This is a genomic window from Mesorhizobium sp. LMG 17147 (assembly GCF_024297145.1).
GTDB lineage: Bacteria > Pseudomonadota > Alphaproteobacteria > Rhizobiales > Rhizobiaceae > Mesorhizobium.
Map to the genome: position 1 here is coordinate 39,445 of NZ_JANCTC010000017.1, position 21,781 is coordinate 61,225.

The window sequence follows — 21,781 nt, forward strand, 5'->3', positions numbered from 1 at the left end:
GTCTTTCAGGCTTGTTTCCGGCAGTGGCTGGTCAATAGCCCATGCCGCCGGGCGAAGCAGCGGCTTCCTTCGCCGGAACGTCGGTGATCATGGCTTCCGCCGTAATCAGAAGCGCCGCAATGGAGCCCGCGTCCTGCAGCGCCGTCCGCACCACCTTCGCGGGGTCGACGATGCCGGCCTTGATCATGTCGACATAGACCTCGTTCTGGGCATCGAAGCCCTGATTGTGATCCTTGCCGTCGGCGAGCTTGCCGACGACGATCGAACCTTCGACGCCGGAATTCTCGGCGATCTGCCGGATCGGCGCTTCGAGCGCTCTCGACACGATCGAAATGCCCGCCGTCACATCGGCATTGGCTCCGGTCATCCCGTTCAGCACAGCTTTGGCGCGCAGCAACGCGACACCGCCGCCCGGAACGATGCCTTCTTCAACGGCCGCGCGCGTGGCGTTCAGCGCATCGTCGATGCGGTCCTTCTTTTCCTTGACCTCGGATTCGGTGGCGCCGCCGACGCGGATGACGGCAACGCCGCCCGCCAGCTTGGCGAGACGTTCCTGCAGCTTCTCCTTGTCATAGTCGGACATGGTTTCCTCGATCTGCGCCTTGATCTGCTGGACGCGCGCCTGGATGGTGGTCTTCTCGCCGGCGCCGTCGATGATCGTGGTGGTGTCCTTCTCGATCAGCACGCGCTTGGCGCGGCCGAGCATGTCTATGGTAATGTTCTCCAGCTTGATGCCGAGATCCTCGGAAATCATCTGTCCGGCGGTGAGCACGGCGATGTCTTCCAGCATCGCCTTGCGGCGGTCACCGAAGCCAGGCGCCTTGACGGCCGCTACCTTGAGGCCGCCGCGCAGCTTGTTGACGACCAGCGTTGCCAGCGCTTCGCCCTCGACGTCCTCGGAGATGATCAACAGCGGCCTGCCGCTTTGCACCACGGCTTCGAGGATGGGCAGCAGGGCCTGCAGATTTCCGAGCTTCTTTTCGTGGATGAGGACGTAAGGGTCTTCCAGCTCGGCGCGCATCTTCTCGGCATTGGTGACGAAATAGGGCGAGAGATAGCCGCGGTCGAACTGCATGCCTTCGACGACGTCTAGCTCGGTTTCGGCGGTCTTGGCCTCCTCGACGGTAATGACGCCGTCATTGCCGACCTTGTCCATCGCCTTGGCGATCATGGCGCCGACACTGGTGTCGCCATTGGCGGCAATGGTGCCGACCTGCGCGATCTCGCCTGAGGACTTGACCTTCTTGGCTCGGGCCTGGATTTCCTTTACGACGGCGCTGATGGCAAGGTCGATGCCGCGCTTGAGGTCCATCGGGTTCATGCCGGCGGCAACGAATTTGGCGCCCTCGCGCAGGATGGAAGCGGCAAGCACCGTGGCGGTGGTGGTGCCGTCGCCGGCGAGGTCGTTGGTTTTCGAGGCCACTTCGCGCACCATCTGTGCGCCCATGTTTTCGAACTTGTCGGAAAGCTCGATTTCCTTTGCCACGGCCACCCCGTCCTTGGTGATGCGCGGCGCGCCGTAGGCCTTGTCGATGATGACGTTGCGGCCTTTGGGGCCGAGCGTCACCTTGACGGCGTTGTTGAGGATTTCGACGCCGCGCAGCATGCGGTCACGCGCGTCGGTGGAGAATCTGATTTCCTTGGCAGACATGATCTTTTCCAGTTCGGTTGTCGTGGCAAGGCGCTTGCAGCGCCTGAATCAAAGCTCGGAGCGTCCTTTGCGCGCGCGGGAGGGCGCGCGGCCTTCCAATCAGGCGGCCTTCTTGGCAGCCACGGTCTTGTCGATGATGCCCGTCTCGCTTTTTTCGATGATGCCCATGACGTCGGCCTCCTTCATGATCAGAAGGTCCTCGCCGTCTATCTTGACCTCGGTGCCGGACCATTTGCCGAACAGAATGAGATCGCCGGCCTCGACGTCGAGCGGGATCAGCGCGCCGCTTTCGTCCCGCGCGCCCGGCCCGACAGCGATCACTTCGCCTTCCTGCGGTTTTTCTTTGGCATTGTCGGGGATGATGATGCCGCCCTTGGATTTGGTGTCGCTTTCGGCGCGCCGAATGACGACGCGATCGTGGAGTGGCCGGAATTTCATGGGGACTCTTTCTGGGGCCGGCTTAGGCGGCCGCCCCCTCTCTATAGGCGCCTTGGCACTCGATTGATAGGAGTGCCAAAAAATATTCATAGGGCATATAAAATATTGAACGTATTATCTTGCCTGGTCATCCCTTGGTGTTCGGGTCCTGCCGAATATTCATGAAATTGAATTTCTGTCTTTGAACACCTATTTTACGATGAAGTTCACAGTCATGACTTTCGCTGCAAGGGAGATTTTACCGATGGCCGAAGGCAATCAGAACATCATGGAAAAAGCTCAGGCTCGCTTCATGGAAAACCAGAAGAAGACGGCGGAACGGAACAAAGCAACTGCCGAATACGTCTCGGAGGCCAAGGCCAGGATCATCAAAACGGCAAGGCTGAGGGAATTGCGACTGGCCAAGGAAGAGGCGGACCGCGCGGCGGAAGCTCTGAATCCGGTCGCACCAAAGAAGAAGCGGGCGTCGCGGACAGTCAAGAAGGCCGTATCCGCATCGACGGAGGCAAAATCATGAGCCTGACATTTCCCAATCCCAGCCGCAGCTACGACGAGGCAAGCAAACGCATTCGCTTCGTCGGCCATGACGGCATGTTCCAGATTTCCTTCTCTGTCGCAACCGATGCCATCTCCAAGATGCAGCCGGGAACGGCGGCCTCAGAAGCTACCTACCTGGCAGCCTTCGACACGGCTTCCAACTCGATCCACGATGTCGCCAGGAATGCCTATGCCCGCACCCGCAGGAGCATATATGTGCTGACTGCGGCTGATTTTCGCTAGATCCGTCGCGATCCGTCCACAAGACGCTTTCTCAGGGCTTCCGAGTCGCCTTCGCTCGCCGCTTGACGTCGCGACCGTTCAGCCGGTCGACCATCGCGTCCGCATCGCGCGTGTTCAAGCCGACCATGAGTTGCTGCTTGAGCTCGACCGGCTGGCCGGTGAAGACGTCGAAGACGGTCCAGCTGTGAGGATGTTCCATACGGAGCGCGTAGCGGTTTGCCATCTTGGGTCCTTTCGTTACCGCCCGATCGATGAATGTTATCAGGCCTGGGCGATGAAGAATACTGCCGCCACGACAAGCACCGTCCACAAAACGACGGACAGCTTCAGGGCCAGGCTACCGCAGGCCGAGAGCACCTCCCGAGTGTGGTTGACCAGACTCTTGACGGTCATCGACATGGTCGACGCCGCAATCGCGACCGGCGGCGCCTTGGCCCCAAGCTTTCCGAAGACAGGCAGCAACGACGGCTCGCGCACGAAAAACGACCTCGAATGTTTGGAAACCAGACATCATCATAGCATTATTTTTTCGAACTCCTGCATGCCAAATGAATTCGCGCAGGTTGGCGTCACCCTGAAGGGTCCGTGACGCGGAGGGCCGCGGCGTCGCGCATTCCAGGAGCAGGGCTTATTCCCGAGGTCATGAAGGTTCATAATCCGTATGAGACGCGCTGATTCGCGCTTTTGCCGGGATGCCGTCATGCAACGCAGCTACGCAGCCGGGAGGTCGACGCGACGGGCGAGGGGAAAGACAATGACCGCGCCGGCCGTCGAATTGCAGAAGGCCATATTCGAGGCAGTGAATGACGATCCCGATTTATCGGCGGCACTGGGCGACGCACGATTGTTCGACCGTGCGCCGGAAAATGTTGCGTTTCCCCACATGACCGTCGGCCGCACCAGCGTCTACGACTGGGCAACGGGGACGGAGAACAACGCCGAGCAGTTGCTGACGCTGCATGTCTGGTCGAAGTCCGAGGCCAGCAAGGAAACCACCGACATCATGGACCTGGTCAGCGCCCGCCTGCGAGAGGCGGCGCTGTCGCTTGGCGAACATCGTCGCGCCCATCTCAAGCTCGAATTCGCCGAGGCCCGCTACGACGAGGACCTTTCGGCCCATCACGGGCTGCTGCGCTTCCGCGCCGTGATCGAGGAAGACGGCTGACCGTCCGGCACTTCCGTGAAATCGGGCAATTTTGTTCTTGCTTTGTGCCGGCAGCTATGCTAGTAATTTGGCTATGGTGCTGATTGGCGCCAACGACCCGTCGCAGAGCGGGTTTTTTTATTTCCGGTCGGTTCGCCTGAATCTGCCTTCGGTTGCCGGATCGATTGTGGAAGTCGGGGCAAACCTAAAGCGATTGCCTTTCACCGCCAAACGATGCCCGGTTGTCGGCGAAGGATCGGAGGGCTAGGTTAAACTTGGCAATTTCGCGGGATGGGCGGCGAAACGGCAATCCGGTAATCTCGCGCTTCAGGGGTGTGGCGGGCATGCATTCGAGCGTTCACCGTTCATATCACGTTCAGCACCCGCGCGTTAGAACGCTGGCCATGAAAACCCTTCGCTCCCACTTCCGGACCGCGGCACTGGTGCTCTCAGCCGCCGGCCTGCTTGCGTCGCAAGCGATGGCGATCCCCGCTGTCACGCCCGAGCAGCCCCAGCCGGTCGTCCTCGCCGCGTCCGACTGCTACGCGATCGGCCAGCAGGTGGCGGAGCAGAATGGCGGCACTTTGGCCAAGGCCTCGCAGTCGACACGCGGCGGCCAGCCAGTCTGCGTCATCGTCGTGCTCGTTCCGGGCAAGGACGGGCAGCGTCCCCGCCGCTCGGAGATCGTCGTTCCGCTGAACTGAACCGTGCCGTTTCCCAGTCTGCCGGAATCGGCCTATATCTGAACAGCTTCAACAGGCCTTCCGCATGCGCGTACTCGTCGTCGAAGATGACAAGGATCTCAACCGGCAGATCGGCGACGCGCTGGTCGATGCCGGCTATGTCGTCGACCGCGCGTTCGACGGCGAGGAAGGGCACTTTCTCGGCGACACCGAGCCCTACGATGCCGTGGTGCTCGACATCGGCCTGCCGCAGATGGACGGCATCAGCGTGGTCGAGCGCTGGCGGCGCGGCGGCCGCAAGATGCCGGTGCTGATCCTGACGGCACGCGACCGCTGGAGCGACAAGGTTGCCGGCATCGACGCCGGCGCCGACGACTACGTCACCAAACCTTTTCACATCGAGGAAATCCTGGCCAGGGTGCGCGCATTGATCCGGCGCGCTGCCGGGCATGCCTCGTCCGAGCTGACCTGCGGGCCGCTGCGCCTCGACACCAAGGCCTCCAAGGCCGACGTCGACGGCGTGCCGCTGAAGCTAACCTCGCACGAATTCCGGTTGCTTGCCTACCTCATGCATCATATGGGCGAGGTGGTGTCCCGGACCGAGCTGGTCGAGCATCTCTATGACCAGGATTTCGACCGCGATTCCAACACGATCGAGGTCTTTGTCGGACGGCTTCGCAAGAAGATGGGCATCGACATGATCGAAACTGTTCGCGGCATGGGCTACCGCATGCGTAAGCCGGAGGCGTAACGCGGAACCGCTGACTACAAAACCCGCCGTCTCGAACACGCCGTCGCTGCGGTCATGGCCGCGTTCGCTGGCGTTTCGCGTCATCGCTTTTTCCACGGTCTGGGCGATCCTCACTCTGGTGGTCATCTTCACCTTGATCACCACGCTCTATCGCCAGGCCAGCGAGCGCGGTTTCGACAGCCTGCTTTCGGCGCATCTGTTCAACCTGATCGGCTCGGTCGGCGTTTCCGAAAGCGGCCAATTGACCGGCGCCCCCGACCTTGGCGATTTGAGGTTCTCGGAGCCGAATTCCGGCTGGTACTGGTCGGTCGAGCCCGCCTCGGAAGGCGTGCACGGCGATCTCCATTCGTCGTCGATGACCAAGGCGATCCCGTCGCCAAGCGTTGCCGAGGTGCCCTTCAATGCCAGCTTCCAGCGCAGCTATTCAGCGGATGGCATCGAAGGCGAGCAGTTGGAGGTGTTCGAGAGCGAGTTCGTCCTCGATGCGAAAAACCGCGCCGCGCGCTTCCGTGTCATGGGCAACCAGACTGAGCTCGAGCAGGAAATCGCTACCTTCCAGCGGCGCCTGTTGACCTATCTGTCGCTGTTCGGCGTCGGCATGATCGCCATCAACGCGATTGCGATCCTGCTCGGCTTGCAGCCGCTGCGCCGGGTCAGGAATGCGCTTGCGATGGTGCGCGAAGGAACCGCGCAACGCCTCGACGGCCGTTTCCCGGCCGAGATCGAGCCGCTCGCCAACGAGACCAATGCGCTGATCGAGAACAACAGGCGTATCGTCGAGCGGTCGCGCACGCAGGTCGGCAACCTGGCGCACTCGCTGAAGACGCCGCTTGCCGTGCTGCTCAACGAGGCGCGGGCGCTGGGTGGCGCCAAGGGGCAGCTGATCGCTGAGCAGGCTGTTTCCATGCAGAAGCAAGTGGACCATTATCTGCAACGTGCCCGTGTCGCCGCGCAGCGCGACAGCGTCGTCTACCGAACGCCGGTGACACCGCTGGTCCAGCGCATGGTTCGGGTTCTGCAGAAGCTCAACCCGCAGACGGCGCTGTCGCTGTCATTGCCGGCCACCGACATCGTCTTTGCCGGCGAACGCGAGGACCTGGAGGAGTTGCTCGGCAATCTGCTCGACAATGCGATGAAATGGGCAAGGAGCGCGGTCGCCGTTTCGGTCAAGCTCGTCGCTGGCACGGAAGGCTCAGCCAACCTGTTCGAGATAGCCATCGAGGATGACGGCCCCGGCATTCCCGACGACAAGGCGCGCGAGGTATTGCAGCGCGGCCGGCGTCTCGACGAGACAAAACCGGGCAGCGGGCTCGGACTTGCCATTGTCGCCGACCTTGTCAACGAGTATGGAGGCTCTCTGGCGCTGGAACGATCCGTCATGGGTGGATTGAAGGCGATGGTTCGATTGCGGAGCCTTCAGTAATGCTTTTCCAGGTGGCCGGCTGCGGCCAAATTTCCGACAAACATCGACATTATGGCCGCGCCAGCCTGATGACAGCGCGGCGGTCCAGCTCAAGAAAGCCGGTATTGGCATGAAGATTCGCGTCGCGCTCGTTTCCGCATTGCTCGCCATCTCCGGCTGCACGACGCTCAGCAAGGGCCCGGCCGTTACGGCAACGTCGGCCGCCACGCCCCCCAGCGGGGCCAAGGTGGCGACGACGATCATCTCCGCCATGGGCGGCGGCCTCGTCGGCGGCTCTATCGGCGCCGGCCTGAGCGAGACCGAGAAACGCAGCGCGCTCGAGGCGGAATACAAGGCGCTTGAATACACGGCGAGCGGCCAGAAAGTGGCTTGGAAGAGCGACAGTTCGGCCCATCGCGGCGAAGTGGTTGCCGCCCAGCCCTATCGCGTCGGATCGCAGGACTGCCGGCAATACACCCATACGGTGTTTACCGGCACCGCCGGCGCCACCGCGCGCGGAACCGCCTGCCGCAATGCCGACGGCAGCTGGACGCCGCTGACGTAGCTGGTCCGGCCGTTCCCGCCAAAGCGTCGCAGCACGCTTGTGTTGGCAGGGCAGGGGTCTCGTTCTATTGGAAGAGCCATGCTGTTCTGGGTCATAGCCGCAATCCTGACGCTCGGCGCAAGCCTGGCGGTGCTGCTGCCGTTGGCTGGCGGTTCGAAGAACGCGTCCGCTGCCGGCGATCACGACCTCGAAGTCTATCGCGACCAGCTGGCCGAGCTTGACCGCGATATGGCGCGTGGCCTGATCCAGCCGATGGAGGCCGAAGAGGCTCGCGCCGAAATCGCCCGCCGCATCCTTCGCCTGAGCAATGCTGGCCAGGCCGGCGAGACGGCGACGCAGCCGTCGCGGTCGACAAGACTGGTGGCGACGGCTGCCGTGCTGGTGGTTCCACTGGTCAGCTGGGGCCTCTATGGCCAGCTCGGCTCACCCGACCTGCCATCGCAGCCACTCAGCGAACGCCTGGCCAAGAACCCCGCCGACAGCTCGGTCGACGAGCTGATAGCCCGCGCCGAGGCGCACCTTGCGGCCAACCCATCCGATGGCCGTGGCTGGGACGTTCTGGCGCCGGTCTATCTGCGCATGCAGCGATACGCCGATGCGGTGACCGCCTATCGCAACGCCATCCGCCTCGACGGCGACAGCGCTGCCCGTCAGGCGGGTCTTGGCGAGGCGATAGCCAATGCGGCCGGCGGCATTGTCTCGGCCGAAGCGCAGGCGGCGTTCGAGGCGGCGTTGAACCTCGATCCGGCCAATCCGAAGGCCGCGTTCTATCTCGCCATGGGCATGGCACAGGAGGGCCGCATAGCTGAAGCCACGGCGGCCTGGCAAAAGATGCTGGCCGCCTTGCCGCAGGGTTCGCCGTGGCGCGGCGCAGTCGAGCAGGCGCTGGCCGAATCCGCCGCCCGCAGCGTCGCTTCCGGAGCGCCCGCGAAAGGACCGAGCGCCGAGGATATCGATGCTGCCTCCTCGAGGTCGCCGCAGGACCGGCAAGCCATGATCAGCACCATGGTTGCCAGGCTCGACGAAAAGCTTCGGCAAAATCCGCGCGACGAGGAAGGGTGGATGCAGCTCGTTCGTTCCTATGCCGTACTGGGCAAGACAGATCAGGCGCGTGACGCGCTCAATCGCGGTATCGCCGTCTTTGGCGCGGACAGTGACCAGGCCAGGAAATTCACCGCCTTTGCCGCCTCGCTCGGCGTGACGGCGACGGAGTAGACGATGACGCGCAAGCAGAAACGACTGTCGGTGATCGCCGCAGGGCTGGGGTTTCTCGGTGTTGCAACCGGGCTGACCTTCTATGCGCTTGGCCAGAAGGCCTCCTATTTCTACATGCCGGCCGATCTGGCCACCGCCAGCCTTCAGCCGGGCCAGCGCATCAGGCTCGGCGGCCTCGTCGAAAAAGGCACCGTCGAGCGCGGCCATGGCGCCACCGTCGCCTTTTCGGTGACCGACAACCAGAAGGACGTCAAGGTTACCTATACCGGCATTCTTCCCGACCTTTTCCGGGAAGGGCAGGGCGTGATCACCGAAGGCTCGTTTGGCCCCGACGGCATCTTTGTCGCCGACAGCGTGCTCGCCAAGCATGACGAGACCTATATGCCCAAGGAGGTGGCCGACGGCCTCAAGGCCAAGGGCGTGTGGCAGGAGAGCAAGAGTGACTGAGCAGGTTCCGCAAAAGTGTTCCACGGTTTTGCGGCAAGAACCTGCGGCAAGATCTAGCGGGCGCGGCGACAATGGTTGAAACCGGACATTTCGCCCTGGTCCTGGCGTTTGCGCTGGCCTTGGTGCAGACGGTGGTGCCGGTGTTCGGCGCGCGCACCGGCAACCACAAGATGATGGCCGTCGGCGCACCCGCCGCGCTGACCGGCTTTGCCTTGACGGCGCTGTCCTTCGTAGCGCTGGCGACCGCCTATGCAGGGTCCGATTTTTCGGTTGAGAGCGTGTGGGAGAACTCGCATTCGCTGCAGCCGCTGATCTACAAGATCACCGGAACCTGGGGCAATCACGAAGGTTCGATGCTGCTCTGGGTGCTGATCCTGACCTTCTTCGGCGCGCTTGTCGCTGTCTTCGGCGGCAATCTTCCGGCGACGCTCCGGGCCAATGTGCTTGCCGTACAGGGAGCGATCGGCGCCACGTTCTTCCTGTTCATCCTGACGACGTCGAACCCGTTCGTCAGGCTCAATCCGGCGCCCATCGAGGGCCGCGATCTCAACCCGATCCTGCAGGACCTCGGCCTCGCCATCCATCCGCCGCTGCTCTATCTAGGCTATGTCGGTTTCTCGATCTGCTTTTCCTTCTCGGTCGCTGCCCTCATCGAGGGCCGCATCGACGCTTCGTGGGCGCGGTGGGTAAGGCCGTGGACATTGGTTGCCTGGATGTTCCTCACCGGCGGCATCGCCATGGGCTCCTATTGGGCCTATTACGAGCTCGGCTGGGGCGGCTTCTGGTTCTGGGATCCGGTCGAGAACGCATCCTTCATGCCGTGGCTGGCGGGCACGGCGCTGCTCCATTCGGCGATCGTCATGGAAAAGCGCTCGGCGCTGAAGATCTGGACGCTGCTTCTGGCGATCCTGACCTTCTCACTGTCGCTGCTCGGCACCTTCCTGGTGCGCTCCGGCGTGCTGACCTCGGTGCACGCATTCGCCACCGATCCGACGCGCGGCGTTTTCATCCTCTGCATCCTGACGCTGTTCATCGGCGGCTCGCTGGCGCTGTTTGCCTTGCGCGCCTCCCGGCTGACGGCCGGCGGCCTGTTTCACCCGATCTCGCGCGAAGGCGCGCTGGTCCTGAACAATCTGTTCCTGACCACCGCCACCGCCACCGTGCTGGTCGGCACGCTCTACCCGCTCGTCGTCGAAGCCCTGTCTGCCGACAAGATTTCGGTCGGCGCGCCGTTCTTCAACCTGACATTCGGCCCGCTGATGGTGCCGCTCTTGGTCGTCGTGCCGTTCGGGCCGCTGCTCGCCTGGAAGCGCGGCGACATTTTCGCGATCGCCCAGCGCCTGATGGCGGCTTTCGCCGCGGCGCTGCTCGCCGTACTGGTGACGGCCTTGTTCATCGATGGCGCATCGGTATTCGCAGCGCTCGGGGTCGGCCTTGCCTTCTGGCTGATCTGCGGCGCGCTCACCGATCTCGCCGTCAAATCCGGCTTCGGCACCGTCGCGCCCGCCACCATGCTCAGGCGCTTCGCCGGTCTGCCGCGCTCGGTCTTCGGCACAGCGCTTGCGCATCTCGGCCTCGGCCTGACGACGCTCGGCATTGTCGGCACGCTTTGCTTCGGCACCGAAAAAATCCTGTCGATGCATGCCGGCGAGACCGTCGAACTGTCCGGCCACAAGCTGCGCTTCGAGGGGCTCTACCCGGCCCAGGGGCCTAACTACAGTGAGGATCGCGGCCGCTTCGCCCTGCTTGGCGCTGACGGCAGCGTCGCAGGCGAGATCACCTCGGCCAAGCGCTCATATCCGGTGCGCCAGATGACCACGACCGAATCCGGCATCAGGACGATCGGCTTCAGCCAGCTCTATCTTTCGCTTGGCGACGAGGGCAGCGATGGCTCGGTGGTCGTTCGTCTGTGGTGGAAGCCGCTGGTGACGCTGATCTGGGGCGGCGGATTGGTGATGATGGCGGGCGCGGCGATGTCGCTGCTTGACCGCCGCCTGCGCGTCGGCGCACCGGCGCGCCGCAAGCCTGCAGGCGCCTTGCCATCGGCGAGCCCGCAATGAGAAGGAGCACGCTGGCCTCGCTGGTCCTGCTGCTGGCGCTGTTGTTCGCCGGCGCCGCGCAGGCGGTCAAGCCCGACGAGGTGCTCGCCGACCCGGCACTCGAGGCGAGGGCGCGCGCTTTGTCGGAAGGCCTGCGCTGCATGGTCTGCCAGAACCAGTCGATCGACGAGTCCGATGCCGATCTTGCCCGTGACCTGCGCATCCTTGTGCGCCAGCGTCTGGTCGCCGGCGATACCGATCAGCAGGTGATGGACTATGTCGTTTCGCGCTACGGCGAGTTCGTGCTGCTGAAGCCACGCTTCAATCTGCGCAATGTCTTGCTCTGGGGGACGCCAGTTCTTCTGCTGCTCGTTGGCGGGACGTGCATCCTGCTGGCCGCCCGCTCGCGCCGCTCGACGGCGACCAGTGCCCTGACCGCGGACGAGCAGGCGGCGTTGGACGCGATACTCCGCCGCGATTGATCGATACATTACGAAAGTTTCATGTACCGGAAATGGCGCCGTAATGTGCGGCTCTCTATTTCCTTTGTCGAGGATGCCAAGCAAGGGGCGTCCCTTGAAAAGAGGATACGAGAACCATGAATGTTGCCCCCAATTCATCTCTTCGAACTCGCAAACGCCTACTGGCCGCAGCCGCATCCCTGGCCATTGCCGGCGCGATCGGCTTCGGCGCCGTTGCCACCGGGACAGCCCCGGTGCTGGCCGACGCCGTGCGTGTCGAGGCACCGCAGGTCCCAAGCTTCGCCGATGTGGTCGAGCGCGTTTCGCCGGCGGTTGTCAGCGTGCGCGTCAAGGCCAAGATCCAGCCGACGGCCGATGACGGTTCCGACCAGATGGACGACGAGGACGGCTTAGGCAATCTTCCCGATAACCCGCAGCTGCGGCGTTTCTTCCGCGAATTCCGCGGCTTTGGCGACCAAGGCCCGAACGGAATGCGTCGTTTTGGACATCGTGACCGCAACAACGACCAGCCGCGGCCGGTGGCGCAAGGGTCGGGTTTCTTCATCTCCGATGACGGCTATCTCGTCACCAACAACCATGTCGTCGAGGAGGGCACCGCCTTCACTGTGGTGACCAATGACGGCAAGGAACTCGACGCCAAGCTGATCGGCACCGATCCGCGCACCGATCTTGCCGTGCTCAAGGTCGATGACGGCAACAGGTTCACCTATGTAGACTTCGCCGATGATTCCAAGGTTCGCGTCGGCGACTGGGTGGTGGCTGTCGGCAATCCGTTCGGCCTCGGCGGCACGGTTACCGCAGGCATCGTTTCGGCCCGCGGCCGCGATATCGGCGCCGGTCCATATGACGACTTCATCCAGATCGACGCCTCGGTGAACCGCGGCAATTCGGGTGGCCCGACCTTCAACCTCAACGGCCAAGTTGTCGGCATCAACACCGCGATCTTCTCGCCGTCGGGCGGCAGCGTCGGCATTGCCTTCGACATTCCCGCTTCGACCGCCAAGCAGGTCGTGCAGGACCTGATGAGGAACGGTACCGTCCAGCGCGGCTGGCTCGGCGTCGAAATCCAGCCGGTCACACCTGAAATCGCCGAGTCGCTTGGCCTTGGGTCCGGCAAGGGCGCGCTCGTTGCCAGCGCGCAGGACAACGGTCCCGGGAAGAAGGCCGGCATCACCGCCGGTGACGTGATCACCCAGGTGGACGGCAAGGACGTTGCTTCGCCGAAGGAACTCGCCCGCCTGATTGGCGCTTACCCGCCCGGCAAATCGGTCGATGTCACGGTGTGGCGCAACGGCAAGAGCGAGGCGGTCAAGGTCGACCTTGGCAAGCTGCCGTCGAGCGACAAGCAGGCCTCGGCCGACCAGCAGCCTGCTCCGGCACCGAAGACCGACACGCTCGCCGATCTCGGCCTGACCGTTACCAAGTCCGAAAATGGGAAGGGACTTGTGGTGACCGACGTCGATCCCGACAGCGATGCCGCCGATCGCGGCATCCAGCCCGGCGACGTCATCACCTCCGTCAATTCGACGGAAGTGAGCAGCACCGCCGATGTCGACAAGGCGATGGCCGACGCGGTGAAGTCCGGCCGCAAGGCGGTGTTGATGCAGATCACCCGCGACGACAGCAACCGCTTCGTCGCACTGCCTGTCGCCAAGGGCTGAGCGCATGACCCCGAACACGTATTCCGTTTTCGGAAAGGCTCATGCGCCGATTCAAGGTGCTAGAGCGTCCTTTGCGCGTCCAAGAGAACGCGCGGCGCTCTAGTGGTCGACTTTTCCGGTGCGGCGGTTTTCAACACCCCCGAGCCGCCGCACGGGAAAGCACGGGGCCTGAATACGTTAGTCAGTCATCGTGTTCCGCCCCAGCGGCAGCGGGCTTCCCATCGCCCGCTGCCGCTCGAACATGTCGCTCAAAGCGTGAAGCGGTTTTAGGCTACGACATGCTAAAACAAAGACTTACCGCGTATCCCTGAATCACTTTGTTCGCGATACGCCATGGAGAAGGCCACGATGCGTATGCCGGCCACTCAATCTTCCAGTGAAATCGCGTATAACGGTTCTATGAAGATTCTCGTCATAGAAGACGATCGCGAGGCAGCCGACTACCTGCAGAAGGCGTTCGCCGAGGCCGGCCATACCGCCCATGTCGCCGGCGACGGCGAAACCGGCTTCGCGCTCGCTGATTCCGGCGACTATGACGTCATGGTCGTTGACCGCATGATGCCGCGCCGCGACGGCCTGTCCGTCATTGCCGGGCTCAGGTCCAGAGGCAACACGACGCCCGTGCTCATCCTGTCGGCGCTCGGCGAAGTCGACGACCGGGTCACCGGTCTGCGCGCCGGTGGCGACGACTATCTGACCAAACCCTACGCCTTTTCCGAACTGCTCGCCCGCGTGGAGGTGCTGAACCGCCGCGCCAGCGCCAGGGAAGCCGAAACCGTCTACCGGGTCGGTGATCTCGAACTCGACCGGCTGTCGCATTCGGTGCGCCGCGCCGGGCGCGAGATAACGCTGCAGCCGCGCGAGTTCCGCCTGCTCGAATATCTGATGCGCCATGCCGGCCAGGTGGTGACGCGCACCATGCTGCTCGAGAACGTCTGGGACTACCATTTCGATCCGCAGACCAACGTCATCGACGTTCATATCTCGCGGCTGCGGGGCAAGATCGAGAAGGGCTTCGACAAGCCGATCCTGCACACGGTTCGCGGCGCCGGCTACATGCTGAAAAGCGGCTAGAACCCCATGGCTCTTTCCGTGCCGGCCATCATGAAGACGACGGCAGCGCGGCTTTCGGCGCTTTATCTTCTGCTTTTTGCGCTGTGTGCGGTGTTGCTGGTCTTGTACATGACCTCGCTCTCGGTGCGCATGCTGACCGCCCAGACGCAGGAGACGATCAACGACGAGGTGCTCGGCCTTGCCCGCGCCTATCAGCGCGGCGGCCTGCCGCTGCTGGTCCGCGTCGTCGAGCAGCGCTCCCGCCAGCCCGGCGCCAATCTCTATCTGATCGCCGATGCCAACGGCCAGATCCTGACCGGCAACGTGCAGAGCCTGGAGCCGGGCGTGATCGAGGCCGAGGGCTGGACCACCGAACCGTTCTCCTACCGCCGCTTCGGTGAGGGCGAGCTCGAGCGGCAGCGCAACCCGGTCTCCGACCCGAACGAGCCCGCCCAGAGCGAAGTCCAGACCGAAGGCGAGAAAGGCCACAACGCCGTTGCCCTGGTGCTGCGCCTGCCCAACCAGATGATCATGCTGGTCGGCCGCGACCTCGGCGAGCCGGAGCGCTTCCGCGCCGTCATTCGCCGCGCCTTGATGCTGGCGCTCGGCATGATGGGCGTCGGCGGGCTGCTGATCTGGTTCTTCGTCGGGCGCGCGGCGCTGAAGCGCATCGACAGCGTGTCGGAGGCGAGCCGCCGCATCATGGGCGGCGATCTTTCCGGCCGGCTGCCGGTCACCGGCGCCGGTGACGAGTTCGACCGGCTGTCGGAAAACCTCAATTCCATGCTGGCCCGGATCGCCACGCTGAACGAGGGCCTGAAGCAGGTCTCCGACAACATCGCCCACGACCTGAAGACGCCGCTGACCAGGCTGCGCAATCGCGCCGAGGCGACGCTTTCCGGCAAGCACAACACCAGTGACTACCGGCAGGCGCTGGAAGGAACGATCGCCGAATCCGATCAGCTGATAAAGACCTTCAACGCTATCCTGATGATTTCGCGGCTGGAGGCAGGCTATTCCTCGGAAAGCACAACCAGGGTCGATCTGGCAGCTGCCGTGCACGACGTCGTCGAACTCTACGAGCCGGTAGCGGAGGAGGCGGGCGTGACGCTCGAAACTTCGGTGCAAGGTTCTTTCGTCGTCGACGGCAATCGCGAGCTGATCGGCCAGGCGTTGTCCAACATCGTCGACAACGCGATCAAATATTCGACCGACTCGACTTCCAGGCCTACGGTTCGCGTGACGCTGGAGCGTGTCGGTAGCGAGATCAGGCTCGCCGTCTCCGACAACGGCCAAGGCATTCCCGACGATGTCGACCGCGCCAGGGTGACCGAGCGTTTCGTGCGGTTGGAAAAGAGCCGCTCGCAGCCGGGTTCCGGCCTTGGCTTGAGTCTCGCCAAGGCGATCATGACATTCCACAATGGACGGCTTGAGCTTCTGCCCGGCAATCCCGGATTGTCGGTCGTCATGAGTTTTCCCGGGCGGGAGGATCGCTGATGGTTGCGAGGATGGCAGTGCGACGCCTGGAGACGGACTGGCTGTTGAAGCCGGCGGTAGAGCTCGTTCCGCTGGATGCAAGCCGCGCCAGGCAGGAACTGTCGGAGATCGCCGACGCCGCGCGGCAAAAGGAACTGCCGCGACTGGCGAAATTTCTCGCCGGCAAGGGGCTCGTCCAGGATTTCCTCGCCGCCGTGTTCGACCTGTCGCCGTTCCTGCGCGATACCGCGCGCCGCCGGCCGCGGATACTCGATGCGCTTTTCGACGGGAGGGTCGAGGCGCGGCTGTCATCGATCGGCGCCGCGATCGACAAGGCAGCACGCGCAGAGGCCGTCTCCGAAACCAGCCTGATGATGGAGCTGCGCCAATGCAAGGCGGAGGCGCATTTTCTGATCGCCTTGGCCGATCTGGCCGGCGAGGCCGAGACCTCGTTGACAGTGCGGCGACTGAGCGACCTTGCCGATGCCTGCACGCGTGCGGCCGTCGATTTCCTGCTCCGCGACGCGCATGAGCAGGGCAAGCTCCGATTGCCGGATGCCAAAAATCCGGCGCGACGCTCGGGCTGGATTCTGCTCGGCATGGGCAAGCTCGGCGCGCATGAGCTGAACTTCTCCTCCGACATCGACCTCGTCGCCTTCTTCGACCCCGATGCGCCTGCCGTCGTCGATCCGCTCGATGCCACAGAGCTGTTTTCGCGCCTGACCCGCCGGCTGGTCCGTATCCTCCAGGACCGCACCGAGCATGGTTACGTCTTCCGCACCGATCTCAGGCTTCGTCCCGACCCCGGCTCGACGCCGCTGGCGATCCCGGTCGAGGCGGCGCTGCGCTACTATGAGGCGCGCGGCCAGAACTGGGAGCGCGCCGCCATGATCAAGGCTCGCCCGGTGGCCGGCGATGTTGCCGCCGGCGCCGCATTCCTGAAGGAACTGCAGCCCTATATCTGGCGCAAATACATGGACTATGCGGCGATTGCCGACGTCCATTCGATCAAGCGCCAGATCCACGCCCACAAGGGCTATGGCGAGGTCGCGGTCAAAGGCCACAACGTCAAGCTTGGCCGCGGCGGCATCCGCGAGATCGAGTTCTTCGTCCAGACCCAGCAGCTTATCGCCGGCGGCCGCTTTCCCGAACTGCGCGGCCGCGAGACCGTGCCGATGCTCGGCGAACTCGCCGCGCGCGGCTGGATCACCGCCGACGCGCGCGATGCACTCACCAGGCAATACTGGTTCCTGCGCCGCGTCGAACATGCCATCCAGATGGTTGCCGACCAGCAGACGCATATCCTGCCGGAGGACGAAGAGGGGCTGGAACGCGTCGCCCGCATGCTGGGCTTTGCCGATGCGGCAGGCTTTGCCGAAACGTTCCGCGCGGCGCTGCATCAAATCGAGCGCCACTATGCAGCGCTGTTCGAGACCGCGCCGGAGCTTTCGGCCGGCATCGGCAATCTGGTCTTTACCGGCGACGTCGACGATCCCGATACCTTGCAGACCCTGCGGCGGCTCGGCTTCCAGCGGCCGAGCGACATCTGCCGGGTTATCCGCGGCTGGCACTTCGGCCGCTACCGCGTCACCCGGTCGGCGGAGGCGCGCGAGCGGCTGACCGAACTGACGCCGGCGCTGCTGCAAGCCTTCGGCCAGACGCGGCGGGCGGACGAGGCGGTGATCCGCTTCGACGAATTCCTTGCCGGCCTGCCTGCCGGCATCCAGCTGTTTTCGCTGCTGCAGTCGAATCCGGCGTTGCTGAAGCTGATGGCGACGATCATGGGCGCAGCACCGCGGTTGGCCGCCATCATCACGCGCCGGCCGCATGTCTTCGATGGCCTGCTCGATCCGGCGCTGCTGAGCGAACTGCCCAACCGCGCCTATCTGTCGGCGCGCCTTGCCGCCTTCCTCGAAGGCGACAGGGCTTACGAGGACGTGCTCGACCGGCTCCGCATCTTTGCTTCGGAGCAAAAATTCCTGATCGGCGTCAGGCTGCTTGCAGGGTCGATCGATCCGCCGCGCGCCGGCCGCGCTTTTTCCGATCTCGCCGACCTGACCATCGAGGCGGCGTTGCAGGCGGTGACAGCGGAATTCGCGTTGCGTCATGGCTATGTTGCCGGCGGCAGGGTCGCACTGCTCGGCATGGGCAAGCTCGGCAGCCGCGAACTGACGGCGGGTTCCGACGTCGACCTCATCCTGCTCTACGATCACGACGCCGATGCCGAGGAGTCCGACGGCGACAAGCCGCTTGCCCCGTCGCATTACTACAGCCGGCTGACGCAGCGGCTGATCGCCGCCGTTTCCGCGCCGACCGCCGAGGGCGTGCTCTACGAGCTCGACCTTCGCCTGCGACCGTCCGGCAACAAGGGGCCGGTGGCCACGCACGTCGATGCCTTCAAGAAGTACCAGCGCCAGGACGCCTGGACGTGGGAGCATATGGCGCTGGCGCGGGCCCGCACGATCGGTGGCGATGCCGAGCTCTGCCGCGAGGTTGAGGAGGAAGTTGCCGCAGTGCTCGCTCTGCCGCGCGATCCAGCCAAGGTGATGGCCGAGGCATCCGAGATGCGCGCCATGGTCGACAAGGAGAAGCCGCCGCGCGATCCCTGGGACATCAAGCTGACCCCGGGCGGCCTCATAGATCTCGAATTCATTGCCCAGGTTGCGCTGATCACGGGAAAGATCGAAGCCGGCCGCAGGGCCACCGGCACGGCTGAGGTCCTGTCGCGCCTGGCGCCGGATTTCGCCAGCGCCCAGGTCAGGCAGGAACTGGTGGATGCCTATTCGCTCTATCTGGCGCTGACTCAGATGATACGGCTTTGCCTCACCGGCGCGTTCGAACGCGACGACGTTCCACCAGGGCTTTCCGATCTGCTTCTTGCGGTCACCGACCTGCCTGATTTCGGTGTGCTTGAAGGGCATCTCAAGGAGACGTCGCAGAAGGTCAGAAAGGATTTCGACCTTCTGGTTCGTGCGAAACAACCGTGACGGCAACCAGCCGTACGGGCGAGAGCATCGGACCCGAAATTGCGACCTTTTTTTGGGAGGTTCCGATGTTTAATCAAAGAGATAGAGCGGGGGATGAAGGTCCGCCGCTCTAGCATCGGGGGTGACGATGCAACAGGAGAAGACCATGAGAAAGACAACCAGACTTGCACTCGTGTTCGCAGCCCTGGCCGGCGCCGTCGGCACCGCAGCCTATGCAGACGAGCACTCCGGCGCCGGGCCGCGCGACGGCATGATGATGCGCCTCGGCAAAGTCATGAAGGACAATGACGGCACCATCACCTTCGACCAGTTCTCCGACGCCATGAACGCGCGGCTGAAGAAGATGGTCGCTGACAATGGCGGCAAGCTGACCGTGGCACAGCTCGCCGACGCGCTGGAGAAGGCACGCTTCGAGCAGATGGCCAGGCGCATCATCGCCCGCTACGACACCAAGGGCGACGGGACGCTGACCGCCGACGATATCACCAGCCGCCAGAAGAAGGTGTTCGCCATGCTCGACCGTGACAATGACGGCAAGATCGAGAAGAACGAACTGCCGAAGGGTCCCGGCCGTCACCGCCAATGGGACCGCGAGGGCAATGATGGCGCTGACGGCATGCAGTGAGAATTGACAACCGCTCCGGCGGCGCGAGCCGCCGGAGACTTATCTGGTCATTCAGGCAGCCGCCCTGATCGCCTGCGCGACTTTCTTCATCGGGATGCGTACCGAGACGATCGTGCCGATGCTTTCGGTCGAACGGATCTTCAACGCGCCACCCTGAAGCTCGGCCAGCGAGCGCGATATGGCGAGGCCGAGGCCGGAGCCGGCATGGCTCTTGGAGAACTGGTTCTGCACCTGTTCGAATGGCCGTCCGAGCTTGCTCAGCGCCGCTTTCGGGATGCCACAGCCATTGTCCTCGATCGTCAGGATCAGCGCGCTGGAAATGCTGCGGGCTCTGACCGAAATGTGGCCGCCTTGCCCGGTGAACTTCACCGCATTGGACAGAAGGTTGATGAGGATCTGCTTGATCGCCCTGCGGTCGGCGAACAGTGTCAGCGAATCGGCGATGCGGGTTTCGACGGTGATCGACTTTTCCGCCGCCTGCAGCGAGACGACGCGAACCGTCTCCCTGATGAGCGGGCAGAGATCGATTTCTTCCTGATCCAGGGCGAACTGGCCGGCCTCGATCTTCGACATGTCGAGGATGTCGTTGATCACGCCGAGAAGATATTTGCCGCTGCCGTTGATGTCGGTGGCATACTCTTCGTAGCGCGGCGACCCCATCGGCCCGAACAGCCGCCGTTCCATCAGTTCCGAGAAGCCGATGATCGCGTTGAGCGGCGTGCGCAACTCGTGCGACATGTTGGCCAGGAATTCGGATTTGGCCCGGTTTGCCGCTTCGGCCCGCTCGGTTTCCTTCATGTATTTGCGATTGAGCTCGACGAGCTCACGAGCCCGTTCTTCTTCCGCGCGGCGGGCAAGGCTGAGGTCGTGGATTGTCGCCATCAGCCGGCGCTCGCTGTCGACCAGCTTCTCCTGGTGCAGCTTGATCTGGGTGATGTCGGAGCCGACCGAGACGGTGCCGCCGTCCCTTGTCCGCAACTCGTTCACTTGCAGCCAGCGGCCGTCGGCAAGCTGGCGTTCGAAGGTCGCGCCCCCCTGCGGTCCGTTGGTATTGGCAAGCCGCCGCTCCGAGGCGAAGGCCAGCATGCGTTGTTCCAGCACGGCGCGCGGGGCGCCCGGCATCACGTCGCGATCCGACAGGCCGTTGTCCTGCTGGTATTTGGAATTGCACATGATCAGGCGCTCGGACGAATCCCACAGCACGAAGGATTCGTTGATGTTTTCGATGGCCGTCCTCAGGCGCAGGTCCGCCGCTTCGGAGCGCAGCGCCAGGTGCCGCTGCTCGGTGACGTCGACGGCGATGCCGATCAGCTGGATCTCCGGCGCTTCCGGGTCGATAACCTGTGCTCTTGCGCGCATCCAAACCCATTGCCCGTCGGCATGGCGCATCCGGAACACCTGGTCGATATGGTCGATCTCGCGTGCGACGATCCTGTTGGCGAGTTCGAACAAATCGCCGTCCTCGGGATGAATGATTTCGTCGACTTCGCCGAACGACAGCATCGTGTCGCAAGGCTCGTAGCCCAGCATGTCGTACATCGAGCGCGACCAGTACATCTTGCCGCGCACCATGTCCCAATCCCACAGGCCGCAGCGGCCGCGCACCAACGCCATGTCGATGCGCTGGTGGGCTTCGAGATAGATGCGGTCGGCGGCCTGGGCACGCGCCGCCTGGCCGAAATAGGCGTAAAGGATGACGATCAGCACGCCGGCCGTCAGCACGAACAGCGTGACATTGAGTGAGACCGTCTTGCGCCAGGCGTCAAAAACTGCCTCCTGCGGCACGAACGCTGCCGCGGCACCCTTTCGGCCATTCGCCAGGCTCACTGCCGCGTACCAGTTCTGTCCGCCGATACTGACCTCCATCACTCCGGCGCGGTCGCCGAACATGAACAGCGGCTGTCCGCCCTGCACGACGCCATCGAGCGATCGGCCCTCCCAGTGCATCGACTGCGGCGATACGGCAATGATCTTGAAGGCGCTGTCGGTGATCGCCAGTACGTGGCTTCGGCCCATCGCGCCCTGACGACCGGTGCTCTCCAGCAGGTCCTGGATCGCACCTGGCGCGGAAACCGTGGTCGCGTCGGCGATCGAACTGGCCAGTTGGCCGGCGGCCAGCGCAAGGATCGCCTTGGCGTCGCGCTCGATCTCGTCGCGCTCGTTCATCAGTGACAGAAAGCGCAGTACTGCGATGATCAACAGAAACATGATAATGAGGGCCGGTATCGATCGCCGCAACAGCGGCTCGGCTGCCAGCAGCCGTCGGTAGGCAGGTTCGGCGATGAGCCGCGTATTGCCCGCGAGACCGTCGTTTCGCGCCTCGCGACGCTCAAACGCCGTCCCACCGGGCGCGCCCCACGCGTCCGCCTTCGCCATAAATGG

22 protein-coding genes are annotated in these 21,781 nt (G+C 63.7%); 17 read left to right on the forward strand and 5 right to left on the reverse strand.

Going from position 1 to position 21,781, the window contains the following annotated elements; all coding sequences use genetic code 11:
• Nucleotides 1-31 precede the first annotated feature (31 nt).
• Together groL and NMG46_RS23740 are read right to left on the reverse strand one after the other, a co-directional pair.
• Nucleotides 32-1,651, reverse strand: a complete 1,620-nt coding sequence (gene groL, locus NMG46_RS23735; protein WP_254819948.1) for a chaperonin GroEL — start codon at nucleotides 1,649-1,651, stop codon at nucleotides 32-34.
• A gap of 99 nt (nucleotides 1,652-1,750) precedes the next feature.
• On the reverse strand, nucleotides 1,751-2,089 hold the full coding sequence (locus NMG46_RS23740; protein ID WP_254819949.1) for a co-chaperone GroES: 339 nt from the start codon (nucleotides 2,087-2,089) through the stop codon (nucleotides 1,751-1,753).
• Nucleotides 2,090-2,333: 244 nt separating this feature from the next.
• On the opposite strand from NMG46_RS23740, the gene NMG46_RS23745 reads away from it, so the two are divergent.
• Both NMG46_RS23745 and NMG46_RS23750 read left to right on the forward strand, forming a co-directional pair.
• Complete coding sequence (locus NMG46_RS23745) at nucleotides 2,334-2,606, forward strand: hypothetical protein (protein ID WP_254819950.1); 273 nt, start codon at nucleotides 2,334-2,336, stop codon at nucleotides 2,604-2,606.
• Nucleotides 2,603-2,869, forward strand: a complete 267-nt coding sequence (locus tag NMG46_RS23750; RefSeq protein ID WP_254819951.1) for a DUF1488 domain-containing protein — start codon at nucleotides 2,603-2,605, stop codon at nucleotides 2,867-2,869. The genes NMG46_RS23745 and NMG46_RS23750 overlap by 4 nt, the downstream gene beginning before the upstream one ends.
• Before the next feature lie 31 nt (nucleotides 2,870-2,900).
• Here the strand turns inward: NMG46_RS23750 and NMG46_RS23755 are convergent, their stop codons facing one another.
• The gene (locus NMG46_RS23755) at nucleotides 2,901-3,092 is read right to left on the reverse strand and encodes a hypothetical protein (RefSeq protein WP_254819952.1); all 192 of its coding nucleotides are present in this window, start codon (nucleotides 3,090-3,092) and stop codon (nucleotides 2,901-2,903) included.
• A 38-nt stretch (nucleotides 3,093-3,130) separates the two neighbouring features.
• Entirely contained in the window at nucleotides 3,131-3,262 is a 132-nt protein-coding gene (locus tag NMG46_RS29760; RefSeq protein ID WP_302896897.1) for a hypothetical protein, read from the reverse strand.
• Here NMG46_RS29760 and NMG46_RS23760 point away from each other — a divergent pair.
• The 15 genes from NMG46_RS23760 (at nucleotide 3,252) to NMG46_RS23830 (ending at nucleotide 19,399) form a co-directional block, all read left to right on the forward strand.
• Nucleotides 3,252-3,458, forward strand: coding sequence for a hypothetical protein (locus NMG46_RS23760; protein ID WP_254819953.1), 207 nt, complete (start codon nucleotides 3,252-3,254; stop codon nucleotides 3,456-3,458). The genes NMG46_RS29760 and NMG46_RS23760 overlap by 11 nt on opposite strands.
• A gap of 165 nt (nucleotides 3,459-3,623) precedes the next feature.
• Nucleotides 3,624-4,034 carry a DUF3168 domain-containing protein gene (locus tag NMG46_RS23765; protein WP_254819954.1) on the forward strand — a complete coding sequence of 137 codons (411 nt, stop codon included), beginning with the start codon at nucleotides 3,624-3,626 and terminating at the stop codon, nucleotides 4,032-4,034.
• Nucleotides 4,035-4,417: 383 nt separating this feature from the next.
• Nucleotides 4,418-4,717: a hypothetical protein gene (locus NMG46_RS23770; RefSeq protein ID WP_254819955.1), complete on the forward strand. Its 300-nt coding sequence runs from the start codon at nucleotides 4,418-4,420 to the stop codon at nucleotides 4,715-4,717.
• 64 nt (nucleotides 4,718-4,781) lie between these two features.
• Nucleotides 4,782-5,447 (forward strand): response regulator transcription factor, encoded by a 666-nt coding sequence (locus tag NMG46_RS23775; RefSeq protein WP_023718390.1) that lies wholly within the window; start codon nucleotides 4,782-4,784, stop codon nucleotides 5,445-5,447.
• A gap of 10 nt (nucleotides 5,448-5,457) precedes the next feature.
• Nucleotides 5,458-6,870: an ATP-binding protein gene (locus NMG46_RS23780; RefSeq protein ID WP_254819997.1), complete on the forward strand. Its 1,413-nt coding sequence runs from the start codon at nucleotides 5,458-5,460 to the stop codon at nucleotides 6,868-6,870.
• Nucleotides 6,871-6,979: 109 nt separating this feature from the next.
• Entirely contained in the window at nucleotides 6,980-7,414 is a 435-nt protein-coding gene (locus tag NMG46_RS23785) for a hypothetical protein (RefSeq protein ID WP_254819956.1), read from the forward strand.
• Nucleotides 7,415-7,492: 78 nt separating this feature from the next.
• Nucleotides 7,493-8,629 (forward strand): c-type cytochrome biogenesis protein CcmI, encoded by a 1,137-nt coding sequence (gene ccmI / locus NMG46_RS23790; RefSeq protein WP_254819957.1) that lies wholly within the window; start codon nucleotides 7,493-7,495, stop codon nucleotides 8,627-8,629.
• A gap of 3 nt (nucleotides 8,630-8,632) precedes the next feature.
• Nucleotides 8,633-9,076, forward strand: coding sequence for a cytochrome c maturation protein CcmE (ccmE, locus tag NMG46_RS23795; protein ID WP_254819958.1), 444 nt, complete (start codon nucleotides 8,633-8,635; stop codon nucleotides 9,074-9,076).
• 71 nt (nucleotides 9,077-9,147) lie between these two features.
• The gene (locus NMG46_RS23800) at nucleotides 9,148-11,136 is read left to right on the forward strand and encodes a heme lyase CcmF/NrfE family subunit (RefSeq protein ID WP_254819959.1); all 1,989 of its coding nucleotides are present in this window, start codon (nucleotides 9,148-9,150) and stop codon (nucleotides 11,134-11,136) included.
• Nucleotides 11,133-11,597 (forward strand): cytochrome c-type biogenesis protein, encoded by a 465-nt coding sequence (locus NMG46_RS23805; RefSeq protein ID WP_254819960.1) that lies wholly within the window; start codon nucleotides 11,133-11,135, stop codon nucleotides 11,595-11,597. Before NMG46_RS23800 ends, NMG46_RS23805 begins: the two co-directional genes overlap by 4 nt.
• Before the next feature lie 116 nt (nucleotides 11,598-11,713).
• Complete coding sequence (locus NMG46_RS23810) at nucleotides 11,714-13,258, forward strand: Do family serine endopeptidase (protein ID WP_254819961.1); 1,545 nt, start codon at nucleotides 11,714-11,716, stop codon at nucleotides 13,256-13,258.
• 399 nt (nucleotides 13,259-13,657) lie between these two features.
• The gene (locus tag NMG46_RS23815) at nucleotides 13,658-14,332 is read left to right on the forward strand and encodes a response regulator transcription factor (RefSeq protein ID WP_254819962.1); all 675 of its coding nucleotides are present in this window, start codon (nucleotides 13,658-13,660) and stop codon (nucleotides 14,330-14,332) included.
• 6 nt (nucleotides 14,333-14,338) lie between these two features.
• Nucleotides 14,339-15,808, forward strand: coding sequence for an ATP-binding protein (locus NMG46_RS23820; RefSeq protein ID WP_254819963.1), 1,470 nt, complete (start codon nucleotides 14,339-14,341; stop codon nucleotides 15,806-15,808).
• Entirely contained in the window at nucleotides 15,808-18,774 is a 2,967-nt protein-coding gene (locus tag NMG46_RS23825) for a bifunctional [glutamine synthetase] adenylyltransferase/[glutamine synthetase]-adenylyl-L-tyrosine phosphorylase (protein ID WP_254819964.1), read from the forward strand. The genes NMG46_RS23820 and NMG46_RS23825 overlap by 1 nt, the downstream gene beginning before the upstream one ends.
• A gap of 145 nt (nucleotides 18,775-18,919) precedes the next feature.
• Nucleotides 18,920-19,399, forward strand: coding sequence for a hypothetical protein (locus NMG46_RS23830; RefSeq protein ID WP_254819965.1), 480 nt, complete (start codon nucleotides 18,920-18,922; stop codon nucleotides 19,397-19,399).
• Between the two features lie 51 nt (nucleotides 19,400-19,450).
• Here NMG46_RS23830 and NMG46_RS23835 read toward each other — a convergent pair whose 3' ends face one another.
• A complete protein-coding gene (locus tag NMG46_RS23835; protein WP_254819966.1) occupies nucleotides 19,451-21,775 on the reverse strand; it encodes a PAS domain-containing sensor histidine kinase in 2,325 nt (774 codons plus the stop codon).
• Between the last annotated feature and the right edge of the window lie 6 nt (nucleotides 21,776-21,781).

Excerpts from the sequence above, each read along its gene's own strand:
- groL (WP_254819948.1), bottom strand. The coding sequence starts at position 1,651 with ATGTCTGCCAAGGAAATCAGATTCTCCACCGACGCGCGTGACCGCATG.
- NMG46_RS23770 (WP_254819955.1), top strand. The coding sequence starts at position 4,418 with ATGAAAACCCTTCGCTCCCACTTCCGGACCGCGGCACTGGTGCTCTCA.
- NMG46_RS23765 (WP_254819954.1), top strand. The coding sequence starts at position 3,624 with ATGACCGCGCCGGCCGTCGAATTGCAGAAGGCCATATTCGAGGCAGTG.
- NMG46_RS23800 (WP_254819959.1), top strand. The coding sequence starts at position 9,148 with ATGGTTGAAACCGGACATTTCGCCCTGGTCCTGGCGTTTGCGCTGGCC.
- NMG46_RS23830 (WP_254819965.1), top strand. The coding sequence starts at position 18,920 with ATGAGAAAGACAACCAGACTTGCACTCGTGTTCGCAGCCCTGGCCGGC.
- NMG46_RS23805 (WP_254819960.1), top strand. The coding sequence starts at position 11,133 with ATGAGAAGGAGCACGCTGGCCTCGCTGGTCCTGCTGCTGGCGCTGTTG.
- NMG46_RS23810 (WP_254819961.1), top strand. The coding sequence starts at position 11,714 with ATGAATGTTGCCCCCAATTCATCTCTTCGAACTCGCAAACGCCTACTG.
- NMG46_RS23835 (WP_254819966.1), bottom strand. The coding sequence starts at position 21,775 with ATGGCGAAGGCGGACGCGTGGGGCGCGCCCGGTGGGACGGCGTTTGAG.
- NMG46_RS29760 (WP_302896897.1), bottom strand. The coding sequence starts at position 3,262 with ATGACCGTCAAGAGTCTGGTCAACCACACTCGGGAGGTGCTCTCGGCC.
- NMG46_RS23820 (WP_254819963.1), top strand. The coding sequence starts at position 14,339 with ATGGCTCTTTCCGTGCCGGCCATCATGAAGACGACGGCAGCGCGGCTT.
- NMG46_RS23740 (WP_254819949.1), bottom strand. The coding sequence starts at position 2,089 with ATGAAATTCCGGCCACTCCACGATCGCGTCGTCATTCGGCGCGCCGAA.
- NMG46_RS23815 (WP_254819962.1), top strand. The coding sequence starts at position 13,658 with ATGAAGATTCTCGTCATAGAAGACGATCGCGAGGCAGCCGACTACCTG.
- NMG46_RS23785 (WP_254819956.1), top strand. The coding sequence starts at position 6,980 with ATGAAGATTCGCGTCGCGCTCGTTTCCGCATTGCTCGCCATCTCCGGC.
- NMG46_RS23775 (WP_023718390.1), top strand. The coding sequence starts at position 4,782 with ATGCGCGTACTCGTCGTCGAAGATGACAAGGATCTCAACCGGCAGATC.
- NMG46_RS23825 (WP_254819964.1), top strand. The coding sequence starts at position 15,808 with ATGGTTGCGAGGATGGCAGTGCGACGCCTGGAGACGGACTGGCTGTTG.
- NMG46_RS23745 (WP_254819950.1), top strand. The coding sequence starts at position 2,334 with ATGGCCGAAGGCAATCAGAACATCATGGAAAAAGCTCAGGCTCGCTTC.
- ccmI (WP_254819957.1), top strand. The coding sequence starts at position 7,493 with ATGCTGTTCTGGGTCATAGCCGCAATCCTGACGCTCGGCGCAAGCCTG.
- NMG46_RS23750 (WP_254819951.1), top strand. The coding sequence starts at position 2,603 with ATGAGCCTGACATTTCCCAATCCCAGCCGCAGCTACGACGAGGCAAGC.
- NMG46_RS23755 (WP_254819952.1), bottom strand. The coding sequence starts at position 3,092 with ATGGCAAACCGCTACGCGCTCCGTATGGAACATCCTCACAGCTGGACC.
- ccmE (WP_254819958.1), top strand. The coding sequence starts at position 8,633 with ATGACGCGCAAGCAGAAACGACTGTCGGTGATCGCCGCAGGGCTGGGG.